Source organism: Pseudomonas sp. 008, from assembly GCF_016861935.1.
Lineage (GTDB): Bacteria > Pseudomonadota > Gammaproteobacteria > Pseudomonadales > Pseudomonadaceae > Aquipseudomonas.
In genome coordinates this window covers 530,485-548,512 of sequence record NZ_BOMA01000002.1, presented here as the reverse complement: position 1 = coordinate 548,512, position 18,028 = coordinate 530,485, and the positions used below count along the sequence as shown (strand labels likewise).

17 protein-coding genes are annotated in these 18,028 nt (G+C 59.4%); 15 read left to right on the top strand and 2 right to left on the bottom strand.

Annotation, left to right across the window (positions count from 1 at the left end):
• Positions 1–76: 76 nt before the first annotated feature.
• The 9 genes from dibA to JUI81_RS07050 all read left to right on the top strand — a co-directional run bounded on the left by dibA (position 77) and on the right by JUI81_RS07050 (position 10,753).
• Complete coding sequence (gene dibA / locus JUI81_RS07090; protein WP_028939545.1) at positions 77–1,996, top strand: phosphodiesterase DibA; 1,920 nt, start codon at positions 77–79, stop codon at positions 1,994–1,996.
• A 313-nt stretch (positions 1,997–2,309) separates the two neighbouring features.
• Positions 2,310–2,492 carry a sulfur starvation response protein OscA gene (gene oscA / locus JUI81_RS07085; protein ID WP_018929364.1) on the top strand — a complete coding sequence of 61 codons (183 nt, stop codon included), beginning with the start codon at positions 2,310–2,312 and terminating at the stop codon, positions 2,490–2,492.
• A gap of 131 nt (positions 2,493–2,623) precedes the next feature.
• On the top strand, positions 2,624–3,637 hold the full coding sequence (locus tag JUI81_RS07080; protein ID WP_204123986.1) for a sulfate ABC transporter substrate-binding protein: 1,014 nt from the start codon (positions 2,624–2,626) through the stop codon (positions 3,635–3,637).
• A 71-nt stretch (positions 3,638–3,708) separates the two neighbouring features.
• Positions 3,709–4,527: a sulfate ABC transporter permease subunit CysT gene (gene cysT / locus JUI81_RS07075; RefSeq protein WP_018929362.1), complete on the top strand. Its 819-nt coding sequence runs from the start codon at positions 3,709–3,711 to the stop codon at positions 4,525–4,527.
• 13 nt (positions 4,528–4,540) lie between these two features.
• Positions 4,541–5,410: a sulfate ABC transporter permease subunit CysW gene (gene cysW, locus JUI81_RS07070; protein WP_007941037.1), complete on the top strand. Its 870-nt coding sequence runs from the start codon at positions 4,541–4,543 to the stop codon at positions 5,408–5,410.
• A 3-nt stretch (positions 5,411–5,413) separates the two neighbouring features.
• Positions 5,414–6,403 carry a sulfate/molybdate ABC transporter ATP-binding protein gene (locus JUI81_RS07065; RefSeq protein ID WP_018929361.1) on the top strand — a complete coding sequence of 330 codons (990 nt, stop codon included), beginning with the start codon at positions 5,414–5,416 and terminating at the stop codon, positions 6,401–6,403.
• A gap of 270 nt (positions 6,404–6,673) precedes the next feature.
• Positions 6,674–8,044 carry a cytochrome C gene (locus tag JUI81_RS07060; RefSeq protein WP_204123985.1) on the top strand — a complete coding sequence of 457 codons (1,371 nt, stop codon included), beginning with the start codon at positions 6,674–6,676 and terminating at the stop codon, positions 8,042–8,044.
• Positions 8,034–8,546, top strand: a complete 513-nt coding sequence (locus JUI81_RS07055) for a hypothetical protein (RefSeq protein ID WP_019581704.1) — start codon at positions 8,034–8,036, stop codon at positions 8,544–8,546. The genes JUI81_RS07060 and JUI81_RS07055 overlap by 11 nt, the downstream gene beginning before the upstream one ends.
• Positions 8,543–10,753 carry a GMC family oxidoreductase gene (locus JUI81_RS07050; RefSeq protein WP_204123984.1) on the top strand — a complete coding sequence of 737 codons (2,211 nt, stop codon included), beginning with the start codon at positions 8,543–8,545 and terminating at the stop codon, positions 10,751–10,753. Before JUI81_RS07055 ends, JUI81_RS07050 begins: the two co-directional genes overlap by 4 nt.
• A 43-nt stretch (positions 10,754–10,796) precedes the next feature.
• On the opposite strand, the gene JUI81_RS07045 is transcribed toward JUI81_RS07050, so the two are convergent.
• Positions 10,797–11,315 carry a DUF962 domain-containing protein gene (locus tag JUI81_RS07045; RefSeq protein WP_204123983.1) on the bottom strand — a complete coding sequence of 173 codons (519 nt, stop codon included), beginning with the start codon at positions 11,313–11,315 and terminating at the stop codon, positions 10,797–10,799.
• An 84-nt stretch (positions 11,316–11,399) separates the two neighbouring features.
• Here JUI81_RS07045 and JUI81_RS07040 point away from each other — a divergent pair, with 84 nt between their 5' ends.
• Together JUI81_RS07040 and JUI81_RS07035 are read left to right on the top strand one after the other, a co-directional pair.
• The gene (locus JUI81_RS07040; RefSeq protein ID WP_019581707.1) at positions 11,400–12,086 is read left to right on the top strand and encodes a Crp/Fnr family transcriptional regulator; all 687 of its coding nucleotides are present in this window, start codon (positions 11,400–11,402) and stop codon (positions 12,084–12,086) included.
• Between the two features lie 86 nt (positions 12,087–12,172).
• Positions 12,173–12,538 (top strand): response regulator, encoded by a 366-nt coding sequence (locus tag JUI81_RS07035; RefSeq protein ID WP_019581708.1) that lies wholly within the window; start codon positions 12,173–12,175, stop codon positions 12,536–12,538.
• A 70-nt stretch (positions 12,539–12,608) separates the two neighbouring features.
• Here the strand turns inward: JUI81_RS07035 and JUI81_RS07030 are convergent, their stop codons facing one another.
• On the bottom strand, positions 12,609–13,613 hold the full coding sequence (locus JUI81_RS07030) for an AraC family transcriptional regulator (protein WP_019581709.1): 1,005 nt from the start codon (positions 13,611–13,613) through the stop codon (positions 12,609–12,611).
• A 100-nt stretch (positions 13,614–13,713) separates the two neighbouring features.
• Here JUI81_RS07030 and JUI81_RS07025 point away from each other — a divergent pair, with 100 nt between their 5' ends.
• The 4 genes from JUI81_RS07025 (at position 13,714) to JUI81_RS07010 (ending at position 17,781) form a co-directional block, all read left to right on the top strand.
• A complete protein-coding gene (locus JUI81_RS07025; RefSeq protein ID WP_204123982.1) occupies positions 13,714–14,787 on the top strand; it encodes a fatty acid desaturase in 1,074 nt (357 codons plus the stop codon).
• Between the two features lie 378 nt (positions 14,788–15,165).
• Positions 15,166–15,747 (top strand): alpha/beta hydrolase, encoded by a 582-nt coding sequence (locus JUI81_RS07020; protein WP_019581711.1) that lies wholly within the window; start codon positions 15,166–15,168, stop codon positions 15,745–15,747.
• Between the two features lie 55 nt (positions 15,748–15,802).
• Positions 15,803–16,735, top strand: coding sequence for a sigma 54-interacting transcriptional regulator (locus JUI81_RS07015; RefSeq protein ID WP_204123981.1), 933 nt, complete (start codon positions 15,803–15,805; stop codon positions 16,733–16,735).
• Between the two features lie 263 nt (positions 16,736–16,998).
• Entirely contained in the window at positions 16,999–17,781 is a 783-nt protein-coding gene (locus JUI81_RS07010) for a MetQ/NlpA family ABC transporter substrate-binding protein (RefSeq protein WP_007941045.1), read from the top strand.
• The last annotated feature ends 247 nt before the right edge of the window (positions 17,782–18,028 follow it).

Below are 18,028 nucleotides of genomic sequence, written 5' to 3'. Positions count from 1 at the left end.
CCCTTTCAGATAAGAGTGGCGGGATGTTTCTTTAATCTATAATTCCAGCCTTTTTTGTAGGGACATGGACGCTCGAATGTCAGCCACATATCGCGATGCCTTGCGTGCAGCGCTACTTTACCTGGTGCTTTCCGTAGTCTGGCTGCAGTTCAGTGGTTATTTATTGAACAGTTTCTTCGATAACTCCACCGACCTGCTGCGCTGGCAACTGATCAACGGTTATGCCTGGGTGGCCTTCAGTGCCGGGCTGATTTTCATCGCGCGTGCACGTTTGTTTCGCTGCCTGGGCGTCGGCGCCAAATTGCGGGAACGTAATGCCGACCGGGAGCGTTTGCGACAGGCGGCCGCGGTGTTCGATTGCACCCGCGAAGGGGTACTGGTCACCAACAGCAACGGGCTGATCGTCCATGTGAACCGGGCGTTCATGGAAATCACCGGCTACCAGTGTGAGGAAGTGCTGGGTCAGCGACCGAGCATGTTCAAGTCGGGCCATCACCCGCCGGGTTTCTACCAGGCGATGTTCGCGACACTCGAAAGCCTGGGTGAGTGGAGCGGGGAAATCTGGAATCGTCGCAAAAGCGGCGAGATTTACCCGCAATGGCAGACGATCCGCCTCGTTCATGACGATCAGGGGCGGCTCAGCCAGTACGTTGCGGTGTTTTCCGACATCAGTGCGATCAAGAACTCCGAGCATGAACTGACGCACCTGGCCCACCACGATCCGCTGACCAATCTGCCCAATCGCCTGCTGTTTACCGACCGTGCCGGGCAGGCTGTGGCCTCGGCGCAGGCCCATAAGCGCGGTTGTGCGTTGCTGATGATCGACCTCGATCACTTCAAATTGATCAACGACAGCCTCGGTCACAGTGTTGGTGATCAATTGCTCAAGGGCGTGGCTGAGCGTCTGAATACCTTGTTCGGCCCGGGCATCACCCTGGCGCGGCTCAGTGGCGACGAATTTGCCCTATTGGCTGAAAATTGCCCGCAACCGGGGCATGCCGCGGCGCTGGCCCAGCGGGTCATCGATGGTCTCAAGGAGCGGTTTCAGATTGACGGGCATTCGTTGTTCATCAACGCCAGTGTCGGCATCAGCCTGTTCCCCAGCGATGCGTTGAGCGCCGAGCAACTGTTGCGCAATGCCGACTCGGCACTGTTCAAGGCCAAGAGCGCCGGTCGCGACAGCTATGCCCTCTACACCGAAGAGCTGACCGCGCATGCCCAGCAACGTGTCGAGATTGCGTTCGAGTTGCGCCGAGCACTGGAACAGCAGGAGTTGCGGGTTTATTACCAACCCGTGCACGACCTCAAGACCAGTCGTCTGATTGGCGTTGAGGCCCTGGTGCGCTGGGAGCATCCACAGCGCGGACTGGTGTCACCGGCTGAGTTCATCCCCATTGCCGAACGCACCGGGTTGATTGCCGAGATCGATGCCTGGGTCATGCGCCAGGCCTGTCAGCAAATGTGCCAGTGGCAAGCCGGGGGCGTGGTGTTGTCGTTTGTTGCGGTGAACGTTTCTTCGCGCCTGTTCGCTCGCCGTGAGTTGTACCAACAGGTGGCTCAGGTGCTCCACGACACCGGGCTGGATCCGGCGTATCTGGAGCTGGAAGTCACCGAAAGCGCGGTGATGGAAGATCCGGAAGTGGCGCTGGAGCAGATGCATCGCTTGCGTGAGTTGGGCGTGCGGTTGGCCATCGATGACTTCGGCACGGGCTATTCGTCGTTGCTGCGACTCAAGCGTTTACCGGTGCAAAAACTCAAGATCGATCAGGGATTCGTCGCAGGCTTGCCGGGTGATGAGGATGACGCGGCGATCGCGCGGGTGATCGTTGCGTTGGCGCAAAGCATGGGAATGCAGGTGCATGCCGAGGGGATCGAGCAGGTCGAGCAGGCGGCTTTCCTGCTCGAGCACGATTGCGATCTGGGGCAGGGGTACTGGTTTGGGCGACCTGTACCGGCGGCGTCCTTGGATTGGGTTCGGGCGCCGGTGATTGGATGAGTGCCTGAACTGCTTCTTGTGGCGAGGGGGCTTGTCGGAACGCCGCACCGCCCCGTTCGGCTGCGCAGCAGACGCAAAAATTTGGGGCCGCTACGGCGACCCAACGGGGGGCAAGCCCCCTCGCCACAGGGTTTTGTGTGGCCCTGAAAATAGTAGATCCCCCGCAATCCCTTGTCCCATCAAATAATTCATTTTGGTTATATAAACATTCTTAAATAGTATTTTTAAGAATATCTGCGCCTATCTACTATTGCTCTCACGCCGTACGCAGTGCCCGCCACTGCCAGGCATATCTCATTAAAGGAGCAGCACCATGAGCGCATCCCTACGCAGTGTTGACGGGCAGGACGAAGCTACCATTTTGCGTGAGATCCAGAGCGCGTTGCGCGATCTGCGCTTTGGCGCGGTGGAAATCACCGTGCACAACGCCCAGGTGGTACAGATCGAACGCAAAGAGAAATTCCGTTTGCAGCATCCGGGCAACAAGTCGAGCTGAAGCAAAGATCAAAAGATCGCAGCCTTCGGCGGCTCCTACGGGAGCGTCGAAGGCTTCGATCCTTGAGTCAGGCAACCCGTTCCAGACCATAAGAAAAAGCCACCACACCAAGAATTCCAGGAGCTTTCACCATGTCGTCGATTCGCCATTTTGCGTTGGCCGCCCTGGCCAGTGCCCTTTTTGCTGGTTCCGCGGTTGCCAAGGATTACGAACTGCTCAACGTGTCGTATGACCCGACCCGTGAGCTGTATCAGGACTACAACGCCGAGTTCATCAACTTCTGGAAGAAAGACCACGCTGGCGACAACGTGAAGATCCAGCAGTCCCACGGTGGCTCAGGCAAGCAGGGCCGGGCGGTGATCGACGGTCTGCGGGCCGACGTGGTGACCCTGGCCCTGGCCGGTGACATCGACGAAATCGCCAAGCTTGGCAAGAGCCTGCCGGCTGACTGGCAGAAGCGTCTGCCGGAAGCGAGCACGCCTTACACCTCGACCATCGTGTTCCTGGTGCGCAAGGGCAACCCGAAAGGCATCAAGGACTGGGGTGACCTGACCAAAAACGGCGTGGAGGTCATCACCCCGAACCCGAAAACCTCCGGCGGTGCACGCTGGAACTTCCTCGCGGCCTGGGCCTATGGCCTGAAAGCCAATGGCGGTAACGAAGCCAAGGCCAAAGAGTATGTGCAGACCCTGTTCAAGCACGTGCCTGTGCTGGACACCGGTGCTCGCGGTTCGACCATCACCTTCGTCAACAACGGCCAGGGCGACGTGTTGCTGGCCTGGGAAAACGAAGCTTTCCTGGCCTTGAAAGAAGACGGCGGCGCCGACAAGTTCGACATCGTCGTGCCTTCGCTGTCGATCCTTGCCGAGCCACCGGTGGCTGTGGTCGACAAGAACGCCGAGAAGAAGGGCAATACGGAAATCGCCGAAGCGTACCTCAAGCACCTGTACAGCCCGGCCGGCCAGGAAATTGCGGCGAAAAACTTCTATCGTCCACGTGACAAGGACGTAGCCGCCAAGTACGCCAAACAGTTCCCGACCCTGGAGCTGGTGACCATCGACAAGAATTTCGGCGGCTGGAAAACCGCCCAACCGAAGTTCTTCAATGACGGTGGCGTGTTCGACCAGATTTACCAGGCGCAGTAGCCTGAAATAGATCTGCCAACGGGCCCCGATCTTGCCGTCGGGGCTTAGTGCGTTCTCAACCAAGGACTTTTATGTCGCGTCGTATCTCCCCCGTCATACCCGGCTTCGGGCTGACGCTGGGCTACACCTTGGTGTACCTCAGCCTGATTGTGCTCATTCCACTGGCGGCGATGTTCGTGCATGCCGCTCAACTGACCTGGGACCAGTTCTGGGCAATCATCTCGGCACCTCGGGTGCTGGCCGCGTTGAAGCTGAGCTTCGGCACCGCGTTGTACGCCGCGATCATCAACGGCGTGATCGGCACGCTGCTGGCCTGGGTGCTGGTGCGCTACACCTTCCCGGGGCGCAAAGTCATCGATGCGATGATCGATCTGCCCTTCGCATTGCCCACTGCCGTGGCCGGTATTGCGTTGACCGCGCTGTACACCCCCACCGGCCTGGTGGGTCAGTTCGCGGCGGACCTGGGTTTCAAGATCGCGTATACCCCCCTCGGCATCACCCTGGCGCTGACTTTTGTAACACTTCCATTCGTAGTACGTACGGTACAGCCTGTACTGGCCGATATCCCCCGTGAAGTGGAGGAGGCGGCGGCGTGCCTGGGGGCAAATCCGTTGCAGGTTTTCCGCCATATTCTGATGCCGGCGCTGCTCCCGGCCTGGCTGACCGGTTTCGCTTTGGCCTTTGCCCGTGGGGTCGGCGAGTACGGTTCGGTGATTTTCATCGCTGGCAACATGCCAATGAAAACCGAAATTCTGCCGCTGCTGATCATGGTCAAACTCGACCAGTACGATTACACCGGCGCCACCTCCATTGGTGTACTGATGCTGGTGGTTTCCTTTGTCCTGTTGCTGCTGATCAACTTGTTGCAGCGGCGCATCGAAACCCCATAAGGAGGCGCGAAAAATGTCCCAATCGTCTATTGCAGCGGCCTCCTCGAACGCCGCCCGCCGTGGCAGTGCTGCTTCGCGGCGAATCCTCATTGGCCTCGGCTGGCTGATTTTTGCGCTGTTTCTGTTACTGCCGCTGTTCATCGTGGTGTCCCAGGGCCTGAAGCTGGGCCTGGGGGCGTTCTTCACCGCGATCTTTGAGCCGGACGCGTTGTCGGCCCTGAAACTCACGGTGATTGCGGTGTTGATTTCGGTGCCGCTGAACCTGGTGTTCGGTGTCAGCGCGGCGTGGTGCGTGAGCAAATACTCGTTCCGCGGCAAGAGCATGCTGGTGACCCTGATCGACTTGCCGTTCTCGGTGTCGCCGGTGATCGCAGGTCTGGTCTACGTGCTGATGTTCGGCGCCCAGGGGCTGTTCGGCCCGTGGTTGCAGGACCATGACATTCAGATCGTCTTCGCCTTGCCGGGCATTGTGCTGGCGACGATTTTCGTCACCGTGCCGTTCGTGGCCCGTGAGCTGATCCCGCTGATGCAGGAACAAGGTACCCAGGAGGAAGAGGCCGCGCGTTTGCTTGGCGCCAATGGCTGGCAGATGTTCTGGCACGTCACCGTGCCGAACATCAAATGGGGCCTGATCTATGGCGTGGTGCTGTGTACCGCGCGGGCCATGGGTGAGTTCGGGGCGGTGTCGGTGGTGTCCGGGCACATTCGCGGGGTGACCAACACTTTGCCGCTGCACGTCGAGATTCTCTACAACGAATACAACCACGTGGCCGCGTTCGCCGTGGCGAGCCTGTTGCTGATCCTGGCGCTCTTCATCCTGCTGCTCAAGCAGTGGAGCGAAAACCGTATTAACCGCCTGCGCGCCAGCGCCGCGGAGGAATAAGTCATGTCGATCGAAGTGCGTAACGTCAGCAAGAACTTCCACGCGTTCAAGGCGCTGGACAACATCAGCCTGGACATTCAAAGCGGCGAACTCGTGGCGCTGCTGGGGCCGTCCGGCTGCGGCAAGACCACATTGCTGCGAATCATCGCCGGCCTGGAAACCCCGGATCAGGGCAACATCGTGTTCCACGGCGAAGATGTTTCCGGCCACGACGTGCGTGATCGCAACGTCGGTTTCGTGTTCCAGCACTACGCCTTGTTCCGCCATATGACGGTGTTCGACAACGTTGCGTTCGGCCTGCGTATGAAGCCGAAAAACCAGCGTCCGAACGAAAGCCAGATCGCGGTGAAAGTCCACGAACTGCTGAACATGGTGCAACTGGACTGGTTGGCCGATCGCTACCCGGAACAACTCTCCGGCGGCCAGCGTCAGCGCATCGCGTTGGCCCGCGCCCTGGCGGTGGAGCCGAAAGTGCTGCTGCTCGACGAGCCTTTTGGTGCACTCGATGCCAAGGTCCGTAAAGAACTGCGTCGCTGGCTCGCGCGGCTGCACGAAGACATCAACCTGACTTCGGTATTCGTGACCCACGACCAGGAAGAGGCGATGGAAGTTGCCGACCGGATCGTGGTGATGAACAAGGGGGTGATCGAGCAGATCGGGTCACCGGGCGACGTCTACGAAAATCCGGCCAGCGATTTCGTCTATCACTTCCTCGGCGATTCGAACCGTCTGCATTTGGGCGAAGACCGGCACGTACTGTTCCGTCCACACGAAGTGTCGCTGTCGCGGCATGAACTGGAAGACCACCACGCCGCTGAAGTGCGGGATATTCGTCCATTGGGCGCCACCACGCGGGTGACGCTGAAGGTCGAAGGCCAGAGCGAGTTGATTGAAGCTGAAGTGGTGAAGGATCACGACAGCCTGGTTGGATTGACGAAGGGTGAGACGTTGTTCTTCAAACCCAAGGTCTGGCAGAAAGTCGCCAACATTTAAGGGCCAAAGCATCGCGAGCAGGCTCGTTCCAGCAGTGGATTGGTGTTGACCACAAACTCTGTCGGCAACCCAAAGTCCTTGCTCGCGATGGCGTCTCCAAGCACACCTCGCCCAATCTGTAATAACACCAACCGACCTTGCTTCGATCGGTTCTACCCCCGTGATTTTTTTGCCTCAAACCCTACCTAGACTCTGACTTGCCAGGAGGCAGTGAGAGTCCATGACGGACCGGTGTTATCTCCTGGCGCCCTGATGCCAAGGAGATAAAACATGAGAATGGAAGTCAGTCGGCATGGCCCGTTTGGCTGTGCCTTGTTGAGCGCTTTGTTGGGCTCGTCCGCCATTGCCGCCCCCTCGCTGTCGCCGCAGATACCCTTTGATGTCACGGTTACCCAACCGGTTTCTCTGCCTAGCCTGCAGGCCGATTTCGATGACTTGTCGTGGCAGACCTTCATCGCCCTGAGCTGGCCGGCGCTGGACAATGGCGATCCAAATACCGGCACCCCCATCGGCAAGCAGGATGGGGCCACGGTGTGGGAAAGCTGGAAAGAGAGCTACCAGATATTCCGGGCCAAGGGACAGACACCGCTGCCCTGGGATGCGCCGGCTACCCTCCCCGAAGTGTGCAAGTCACTCAAGCCTGGCCGCCTGTTGCAACAGATGGGCAAGGTGCCCGATGTGCTGGATGAGTTTATTCAGCCTTTCGAGAGCGGCCCGCTGGTGGATCAGAACGGCGTCTATACGCGCAACGAAATCGTGGTCAACCAATCGATGTTCGACGGGATCGTCAACAACGGGCTGTACAGCATCGAAGGCCAGCAGAAGTTTTTCGCCGCGAGCCCGAGCAACGCCGTGGCTTTCAGCTGTGGCTCGGCTGAGACGAAGCAGGTCGGTGCGGTGATGGTGAAGGCGTCGTGGAAAGTACTGGGCCCCAATGACCGCAGGCAGGATTTCCACACCGTCGATGCACTGGTCTATACGCCGGGCAACAACGATCCGAGTCATGGGCCGATTGTCGAGGAGTCGTGCGTATCCGAGCCGGTCGGGCTGGTGGGGTTGCACATCGTTCATAAGACCGCCAATGCGGCGCAGTGGGTGTGGTCAACCTTCGAACATGTGAAAAACGTACCGGAGAAATCCACACCTCCTGAGCAGCGGGTGGGCCCGTACCTGTTCTACAACGTCAACAGCAAGAGCGACGTCAACCAGCCTCCGCCACGGCCGTGGAACCCGGCAGTCAAGGCGACGCCCTCGCAGATCGAGCGTGACGCGCCGCTGACCGACGCCACCAAAAAGCTGAACACCACGTACCAGGCCCTGCTGCGGACGGTCAATCCGCAGAGCGTCTGGGCGAACTATCAATTGATCAGCACCCAGTGGCCGTCTGCCCCTCCACAGCCCAATTGCCAGATATCGGCGACCAACCCACTGGGCAGTCCCGCGCCCTTGTTCCTGGCCAACGCCACGCTGGAAACCTATATCCAGGGCACCGTACCCCAGGCGTCTTCCAGTTGCATGGCGTGCCACGGCAATGCGGCCACCCATGTCACCGAATCCCCGCGCACCAGCTTCGCGGATTTCACCTACCTGCTTGAACGCGCACAGTCCACGGGTGGACAAGGAGTCAGCCATGAGCAGTGATCTGCAAAACTTCATTGGCCTTTCATCGGCCCTCACCGGCATTCCCGCTGATCGACTGGCGCCGGCCATCGACCAGGTGGGCTTGCCGCCGATCTTTCTCGAGTTCATCACGCCGCGCATCACGCCTGATGTGCTCAACGCCTTGCTGACTCAGTACGCCACGATGGCGGCGGACCTTGAGCCTCCGGACCGGATCGCCCAGGCGGTACTGATGGATGGGGCGCAACCGGCGACTACGCAAACCGCCCGAGCAGCGCGTTCGATCATGAAACTGTGGTTGTTGGGTGTCTGGTATCAGCCCTATGCCACCGGGAGCTACAAATCGACCGATTCGATGGTGGTGTCCGATCAGGCCTACATCAACAGCTGGGCCTGGAAAATTGCCCAGGCCCATCCCATGGGCTACAGCGAGATGTTTTTCGGCTATTGGAACACCACACCGCCGAGCCTTGAGGATTACACCGGGGTACCCGCCAGCGGACAGCAAGGAGCCTTGTCATGAGTACCGAACAAGCGGACGTAGTGATCGTTGGCGCGGGGCTGGCCGGCAGCATCATCGCTTATCAACTGGGCATGGCCGGGGTGGATGTGCTGGTGCTCGAATCAGGCCCGGAAATCCCGGCCAACCGTGCTCAATACCTGGAGCGCTTCTATACGGCCACGCTGAAAACCCCCGAAGCCCCTTACCCACCGGTGACGAGCCTGGACACGCCCCGTGATCCGACCAACGAGAACGCCCCACGTGCGACCATCGCCGATTTGATCCTGGGCTGGGACAAGCCGGCGATCAGCTATCTGGTACAGAAAGGCCCGATGCCCTTCACCAGCACCTATGAACGGGTCGGCGGCGGCACCACCTGGCATTGGGTCGGGACATGTCTGCGCATGGTGCCGAACGATTTTCGCCTGAAATCAAAATACGGCGTCGGGGTGGACTGGCCTATCGGCTATGACGATCTGCAAAGTGCCTACTGCCGGGCCGAGGCGGAAATCGGCGTGGCGGCCAATGTCGCCGACCAGGCCTATCTGGGCATGACCTTTCCCGAAGGTTATTCATTCCCGATGCATAGCATTCCGTTGTCGCTGGTCGATGGCAGTTTTGTCACGGCCGTGACGGGGCAGATGTTCGACGGCTTGCCGCTGGTGGTCAGTCCGACGCCCGCCGGGCGCAATTCCCAACCTTACGCGGGGCGCCGGGTGTGTGCCGGCAACACCAACTGCACACCGATCTGTCCGATCCAGGCCAAGTACGATGCGACAGTGACAATGAACAAGGCCCTGGCCACCGGCAAGGTCAAGGTGTTGTACCGAACCGTGGCGAGCAAAGTGACCGTCGGGGCGGACAGCAATATCAACGGTATCGAATTCATTCAGTATCAGCTTGGCGACGGCCCGGTCACTGGAACCGGCGTCGCTATCGGGCAGCGTTATGTGATCGCCGCCCATGCCATCGAGACACCCAAGCTATTACTGAACTCCACGAGTCCGGCCTGGCCCAAAGGTGTGGCCAACAGCAGTGGGCAGGTGGGACGCAGCCTGGCCGATCACCCGATCTACCTGGCATGGGGGCTGATGCCTGAAGGCAAGGCGGTTTTTCCGTACCGGGGTCCTCTGTCCACGGCGGGCATCGAGAGTTTGCGTGACGGTGACTTTCGCAAATCTCGAGCGGCGTGGCGCATCGAAATCGGTAACGAGGGCTGGAACTGGCCGGCCACCGATCCTTACACCACCGTGGCTGACTTCATCGACGGGGCGAATCACAGTCAAACCAACCCGCTACCGCCGGCCTTGAAACCACAGCAAGTGCTCTATGGGACAGCGTTGGTTCAAAAGCTCAACGACTTGTTCATCCGTCAGTTCCGGATCGCGTTTCTGGTGGAGCAGGTCGAGGACGATCCCGATCACCCCACGTGTTACATCGTGCCGTCGACCGAGTACAAGGACCGGCTCGGCATTCCCCGGCCGGAAATTCACTATGACCTGTCCAAATACACCAAGGAGGGCTTCAAGCAGGCGAAGAAGTTGGCGACTCACATCATCACCGAACTGCTCGGCGCGGTGGAGCTGACGAAGCCTCTCACGCCCGGAACGTTCACCTACGACAATGAGCCTTACAGTTTCCAGGGCGCCGGGCACCTGATGGGGACCTATCGCATGGGCGATGATCCAACCAAATCGGTCGTCGACAAATACCAGCGCAGTTGGGACCACAAGAACCTGTTCCTGGTGGGCGATGGCGTCTTCCCCAGCACCGGCACTTCGAACCCGAGCCTGACGATTGCCGCGTTGTCGTTCCAGGCCGGGGATACGCTGGCCAACGACCTGAAGGCTGCGACGGTGGAGGTTCTGGCCAATCTGCCCTGGCAGGGCACCGGTGTACAGATCAACGGTCTGGTTCCACGTCTGGCTCGTTGTGTCCTTGGCTTATGGTGTGCCAGCCCGGAGGGTAATTGGGTGGATGGAAAGGGCAATCCGAACTACATCGCCAAGTTCGGCTATACGCTGATGGGGGCCGCCGAAGGTGCTTTGATCGGCCGTGTTGGTGACTTTGGCATTCCCTTCCTGATCGGTGATCTGGCGCAGATTCCGGCCGGCCAGCAAGGCGAGCTGCAGTTGTGTATCAATGATGACCTGCTAGGCCTCTACGGAGCGGGTTTGAAGGACAACCTCGGTGCACTGACGGTTCGGGTCGAGTTCGGCACGCTGTGAAACCTTGAGCGGTAACGGCATCAATCCGTTACCGCTCTTTTTCTCAGGCGGCTGAGCGTTGATTGCGCAAGACCACTGGCCCGGCGCGTTCTTCGATGGCCCGTTTCAGTTCGCTCCGAAGCCCCAGCAGGAAGCCTGCTTCCACCACCACAAACAATGGCCCGACAATCAACCCCGTCACATCATCGACAAACGCCGGTTTGCGCCCCTCGTAATGATGACCGACAAACTGAATCGCCCAACCCACCACAAACATCCCGATGCCGCTGGTAAGCCAGAGGAACGTGCTCTGCTGCGCCAGCACATTCCCCAGCCAGACCGACAGGCCCAGCAATACCGTCATCAGCACCCCCAGCCGCAGTTCCAGGCGCAGGTAAAACCATGCCGACACCAGTGACACCAGCACTGCCGGTGACAGCCAGCCCCCAGCCCATTGCGGACGCGACAGCAACACCGCGACCGCCACGACGATCAGGGGAATGCCCACGAAGTGGCTGGCGATATTGCGCGGATCACGGTGGTAGGCGGCGTATTGACTGAGATGGTCAACGAGGCTTTTCATTGTTATTCCTCCTGTAGGGTGATTGATGATGCCCCGGGTTCATCTCTCGCTCTGTCAGCCAGGCGACAATCTCCAGGAGTTTTCATGGACATGCAGGTTTGGCGTTCGCGCCTGGATACGGGGCAATGGTTCAGTCATGTACCTGTTTCCTTACAGGATAGTCTGCTGGCAATCGCCCGGATTCGGCGCCTATCGCCGGGGCAACTGCTGTTCAAACGCGGTGATCCCCCGTGCGGGTTGTATGCGGTGCTTGAAGGTTCGGTGCGCATTGGCGCGGTGAATGAGCAGGGCAAGGAAGCGCTGCTGAGTCTGGTGGAGCCGCCGCACTGGTTCGGCGAAATCTGCCTGTTCGATAGTCAGCCGCGAACCCATGATGCCTACGCCGTGGGCCAGTGCATTCTGTTGCACATCCCGCAAACAGCGCTGCTGGCGTTGCTCGACGAACACCCGGTGTACTGGCGGCAACTGGCATTGCTGATGAGCCACAAACTGCGCCTGACCTTCATCAACCTCGAACAGCTGAGCCTGATGCCGGCCCCGGCGCGCCTGGCCCATCGCTTGCTGATGATCGCCGAGGGTTATGGTGAAATCGACCTGCCGCGCCGCGTTCTGCAACTGCCGCAGGAGCAACTGGCGTCGATGCTGTCGCTGTCGCGCCAGACCACCAACCAGATCCTCAAGGACTTGCAGGGGCAGGGGATTCTGAATCTCAGGTATGGCGAGATCGAGATTCTGGATGCGCAGCGGTTGCGGGCGTTGGCGGTGGTTTGATGTGCACTTGCAGGCGCTGTCGATTTTATTGATGGGCTTTGTCCATGAACGCGCCTAGCCTGTGAAGACGACAATCGAGGTGTGCCATGCGTGTGCTGTTAGTGGAAGACGAACCCGAGACCGCCAGCCTCCTGGCCAAAGGCCTGAGCGAAGCGAGTTATGCGGTGGATGTAGCGCTCAATGGCATGGACGGCCGACGCTTTATCGAATCTGGCGAATATGAATTGATTATCCTCGACGTGATGCTGCCGGGGCTCAACGGCTGGCAGTTGCTGCAGCAGATCCGCAAGCTCGGCGATACACCGGTGCTGTTGCTCACCACCACGGACGGCATCGAGGACCGGCTGCGCGGGTTGGAGTTGCATGAGGATGATTACCTGCTCAAGCCGTTTACCGTCAGCGAGCTGGTGAAGCGGGTGCGCAAGCTGTTGCGGCGAGATCGGGGGCGGTAGCAGTAGCGGTTTCAGTGGTGCTTGAGAAATTGCGATGGGGCCGGAAATCTCAACGCACCTTGCGAATCTATTACCGCAACCCATCCCGAAACTGCCCCGGCGTCATCCCTGTCCAGCGCTTGAACGCGCGGCTGAAGCTGCTGGTGTCGGCGAATCCCAATAGATAACTGACCTCGCTCAACGAGCATTGCGGGTCGCGCAGGTGCAGCAGCGCCAGGTTTTCCCGACTTTCGTTGAGCAGCGTATCGAATCGACAACCTTCGTCCGCCAGGTGCCGTTGCAGGCTGCGCAAGCTCAAGTGCAGTGCTTCGGCGATGCGATCGGCCGACGGTTCGCCCTCAGGCAGTTGCTCTTCAATGGCGTCGCGAACCTTGCGCTCCCAGGTCAGGGGCTTGAGTTGTGCCAGGGTGCGTTTGAGCACGGTTTCGTTGTGTTCGGCCAGTTCCGGGTTGGCGTCGTCCAGGTGGCTGTCGAAATCCACCAGGGCGAATTCCAGTCGGTCTTCCTCGGCGGCGAAATACACCGGCGAACGGAACACTTTGTGCCATTGATGCGGGTCGGCAGGTTCCGGACGGCGCAGATAAACCGCCAGCGGCGCGTAGTCACGGCCCAGCCGATTACGGCAGGTGCGCACGTAAATCGCCGCGAAGGCGTCAATGGCTTCGAAGGCTGGCGCGGGGTTGCCTTGGGGGATTTTCAGGCGGAAGCGATAGCGATCCTCGGCGCGGGTCAACTCCAGGTCCAGCGCATCGCTGACCACCTGGTGATAACGCACGATGCGCTCGAACACTTCCCGCAAGCTGCCGCTGGCCACCAACGCATACCCGAGCGCATGAAACGTGGTCGGGCTGACAAACCGCGACACCCGCAAGCCAATCGCCGGGTCGCCACTGACCTGTACCGCGATTTCCCACAGGCGTGTGGTGCCGGACAACGGGTAACGGGCGTTCGGGTCGTCCATCAACTGCGGATCGAGCCCCGCCTGTCGGCACAGGGCGGTGCTGTCGAGGCCCAGCGCATCGAGCTGCTTGCGCAGGGCGCGGGTCCAGCTGGCGAGGGAGGTCGGTTCAGTCATGTCGATTGGCGCGTCCGGTCAACAGGTTGGCGTTCACGGCTACCGTTCAGTTAAGCATCACAGGGCAGGATGCGAACATCAATAACCAGAGGATGGAAGCATGGACGGTACTTCTGCAAGTCCCCAGCGACTGAATGCAGCACAGCGATCAGCGCATATTCGCCAAGTGGTATTGGCCAAAGGCGTCGAACTGCGTCAGCGCTACCCGATTCTCAATCATCAGGACGCCTTGGGCGCGGGTATTCTGGCCTTCGCCCTGGCCGGGATGATCGGTTCGGCAGTGCTCTACATCAACGGATATATGGCTTGGTGGGCATGCCTGTTGCTCAACGCGTTCTTCGCCTCGTTGACCCATGAACTTGAGCATGACTTGATTCACAGCATGTATTTTCGCAAGCAGCGGGTGCCGCACAATCTGATGATGGGCCTGGTGTGGCTGGCGCGGCCGAGCACCATCAATCCGTGGATCCGCCGCCATTTGCACCTCAACCACCACAAGGTGTCCGGCACTGAAGCCGACATGGAAGAGCGGGCGATCACCAACGGTGAGCGCTGGGGTTTTGCGCGGCTGTTGATGGTTGGCGACAACGTGATGTCGGCGTTTATCCGCATGCTGCGGGCCAAGACCTGGGCGCACAAGTTCAGCATCCTCAAACGCTCCCTGAAAGTTTACGCACCGCTGGCGCTGATGCATTGGGGGGCGTGGTATGTGTTCCTCGGTTTTCACGCCGTCAACGGCATCGTGCATCTGTTGGCTGTGCCCATCGAATGGTCGGCGACGACATTGGCGGTGATGCAAGTGATCGACATAGCTGTCGTGGTGATCATCGGTCCGAACGTGTTGCGCACGTTCTGCCTGCACTTTGTCAGCTCGAACATGCACTACTACGGTGACGTCGAGCCGGGGAATGTGATTCAGCAGACTCAGGTCTTGAACCCTTGGTGGCTGTGGCCATTGCAGGCGTTCTGCTTCAACTTCGGCAGCAGCCACGGGATCCATCACTTTGTGGTGAAGGAGCCGTTTTACATCCGCCAGATGACGGTGCCGGTGGCGCATGAGGTGATGCGCGAGATGGGTGTGCGGTTCAATGATTTCGGGACGTTTGCACGGGCGAACCGATTTGCGCACAAGGCGACCACAGAACCCCGTCAGGTGCATGCCGCCCAGGTTTGAGCAAGGCACCCGGAAACTCAAAGGCGAAAAGCGCTCGTCATCAATTTGACCCAAAGGGACGCTACGTTGTGACGCAAGCAGCGAGGGGTCGGCGATTGCCGAAGATGATTCGTATATGCGATTTAGGCCTAATAAAGTAATTAAATATTCCTTTATTGGATAACCGATTTCGCCAATCATCGGCTTCAGGATTGTTGATCAGCGCAAACAGATTTTGAGTTTCCGGGGCCGTCTCCTTGGCAGGGTGCGGCCCCTTTTTTATTTCGGGCAAACGTATATTCGATATTGGTCTTAATAAATAGCTTCTTATTCCTTAGCGAATATAACTCTCCTCCCTATACTCGATCAGGAACAGACACACAGCAGGAGAGCTCCCCCATGCGCAACGAATCAATTCGCTACCTGATTGTGCCGGGCTGGCAAGGATCGCCAGAAGATCATTGGCAAACCCACTGGCAGAACAGCCTGCCAAACAGCGCGCGGGTGGAGCAGGCCGATTGGCTGACGCCTCGTCGCGAAGACTGGGTCGCGGCGTTGGCCGAGGCGATTGCCGCCGACAGCACGCCTGTGATCCTGATCGCCCATAGCCTGGGTTGCATCACCGTCGCCCATTGGGCGGCCACCGCGCCATTGCAATTTTTGCGTCAAGTACGCGGCGCCTTGCTGGTCGCGCCGGCGGACGTCGAGCGCCCCGCGTGCTCGCCGGCGCTGCGTAACTTCGCCCCGATTCCAACCAGCCTGCTGCCGTTCCCGAGCCAGGTGGTCAGCTCCGACAACGACAGCGCCGTGAGTGCGCCGCGAGCCCTTGAGCTGGCCCGCAACTGGGGTGCGGAGGCGGGGATTTTGTCGGGTGCCGGGCATATCAATGTGAAGTCCGGTCACCAGCGCTGGGAGCAGGGTTTTGCCTATCTCTATCGCCTGCAAAACCGTATGGAACACCACGCCCTGCGACGTGCGTAACCCTTTTTCTTGTTAAACGCCCCCGTCTCCCGGCGGCTTTGGGCGGGAGTCTGCCATGAGTTTGCATGAAACCTTCGGTCAGCCATTGCTGACCTTTCCCGATGCGGAGAAAAGCCCGCTGAGCATCCGTGCCAAGGCGCTGGTGTTTGTCGATCCGCGTTCCCGGCAGTTGCGTCAGGAGCTGGAACAGCTGGCGCCACGTTCGATCTCGGTGTTGATTCGCGGTGAAACCGGCAGCGGTAAAGAACTGCTGGCGCGGCACATCCATCGCGCCAGTGATCGTGGCGGGTTGTTCGTGTCCGTCAATTGCGGCGCGATCAGCCCGACTTACGCCGATGCTGAACTGTTCGGCTATGCCGCCGGCAGTTACAGCGGTTCGGCCAGCAGTCGTGCCGGCTGGTTCGGCTCGGCCAACGGCGGCACCTTGTATCTGGACGAGATCGGCGACCTGCCGCTGCCGATCCAGATCAAGTTGCTAGCAGCCCTGGAAAACCACGAAGTCACCCGCGTCGGTGCGCACCAGCCGAGCCCGGTGGACGTGCGTCTGGTGGCGGCCACCAGCATCGATCTGGCGCAAGCGGTGGCGGCCGGAAAATTCCATGAGCGGCTTTATCACTACCTCAGCGAGGGCCAGCTCGAACTGCCGGCCTTGCGTGAGCGGGTGGGCGATATTTTGTCGCTGGCCGAATACTTCCTCGGCATCTACAGCCAACGCCTCGACCTGCCGGTGCCACTGATCAGCGAAGCCGCGCAGCATCTGCTGGAGCAACACAGTTGGCCGGGCAACACCCGAGAGCTGGAGAACGTCATTCACTTTGCGCTGCTGGTGAGTACTGGTGATGAGATTTTGCCGGAGCATTTGAATCTGCCCGAGGCGCCGGCATCGTTGCTACAGATCGAGCAGCAACTGAAAAAAATCCTCGGCAGCGGCTCCGCCGCCGAAAAAGAGGCCTTGAAAGACCTGCTCAAAACCACGGGGCTTCTGTAGGAGCGAAGCTTGCTCGCGACAGCGGTGTGCCAGGCAATATTGATGTCGGCTGACACTCCCTCTTCGCGGGCAAGCCTCGCTTCTACAGGGTCGTTCGTGGATTGGACTGTATGAATAAAATGGAATATGAAAGTGAATAAAAGATATTGTTCGGGAATAAAAAATCCCGGTATTGTCCGCGTCACGCCAGCGATAGCACTTCACTGGCACCTAAACATTTAGCCGTCGTCGATGACGACCGTGATTTTCGATAAGGACACTGCATGAAAAAGGTTCTGTTGTTCACCGCATTGGCGGCTGCCTTGACCGCGGGCCTGGCCCAGGCTGGCGAGAAACTGGTGGTTGCGGCGACGCCGATTCCACATGCCGAGATTCTTGAACTGATCAAGCCAACCCTCGCCAAAGAAGGCGTGGACCTGGAGATCAAAGTCTTCACCGACTACGTTCAGCCGAACGTGCAGGTCGACCAGAAGCGTCTGGACGCCAACTACTTCCAGACCCTGCCGTACCTGAAAAGCTTCAACGAAGGCAAAGGCACGAACCTGGTGACTGTGATCGGCGTGCACGTCGAACCGTTCGGCGGCTACTCGAAGAAAGTCAAAACCCTGGCTGAGCTGAAGGACGGCGCAACCATCGCCATCCCGAACGAAGGCAGCAACAGCGGCCGTGCCCTGATCCTGCTGCAGAAGGCTGGCCTGATCGAGTTGAAAGACCCGAAAAACGCTTTGGCCACCCCGAAAGACATCGCCAAGAACCCGCACAATTTCAAGTTCAAGGAACTGGAATCGGCCATGCTGCCGCGTGTTCTGGACCAGGTCGATCTGGACATGATCAACACCAACTACGCGCTGGACGCGGGCCTCAACCCGGCTAAAGACGCGCTGGTGATCGAAGGTGCCGATTCGCCTTACGTGAACTTCCTGGTGGCACGTCCGGACAACAAGGACAGCGTTGCCATCCAGAAACTGGCCAAGGCCCTGACCAGCCCGGAAGTGAAGGCGTTCATCGACAAGAAATACAGTGGCGCTGTACTGCCGGCGTTCTGATTCACCGCCGTCTCGAACCCCTTCAAGGTTTCAAACGCCGACGGCTACTACAGCGTCGGCGTTTTTTATTGCGCCAAGATCAAAAGATTTCAGGCCACCCGCGCCTTCAACGCCCTGCGCAGCGCCACCAGCAATTTCACGATGTCCTGCGGATCCAGCCGCGGCGGCACTTTTACGTCAGCCATGTTCTCTTCCTTGTGATGGTTCGGCCGGGGGAGTCTGGCCAAAAGCTGCACGTCCTTGGAGG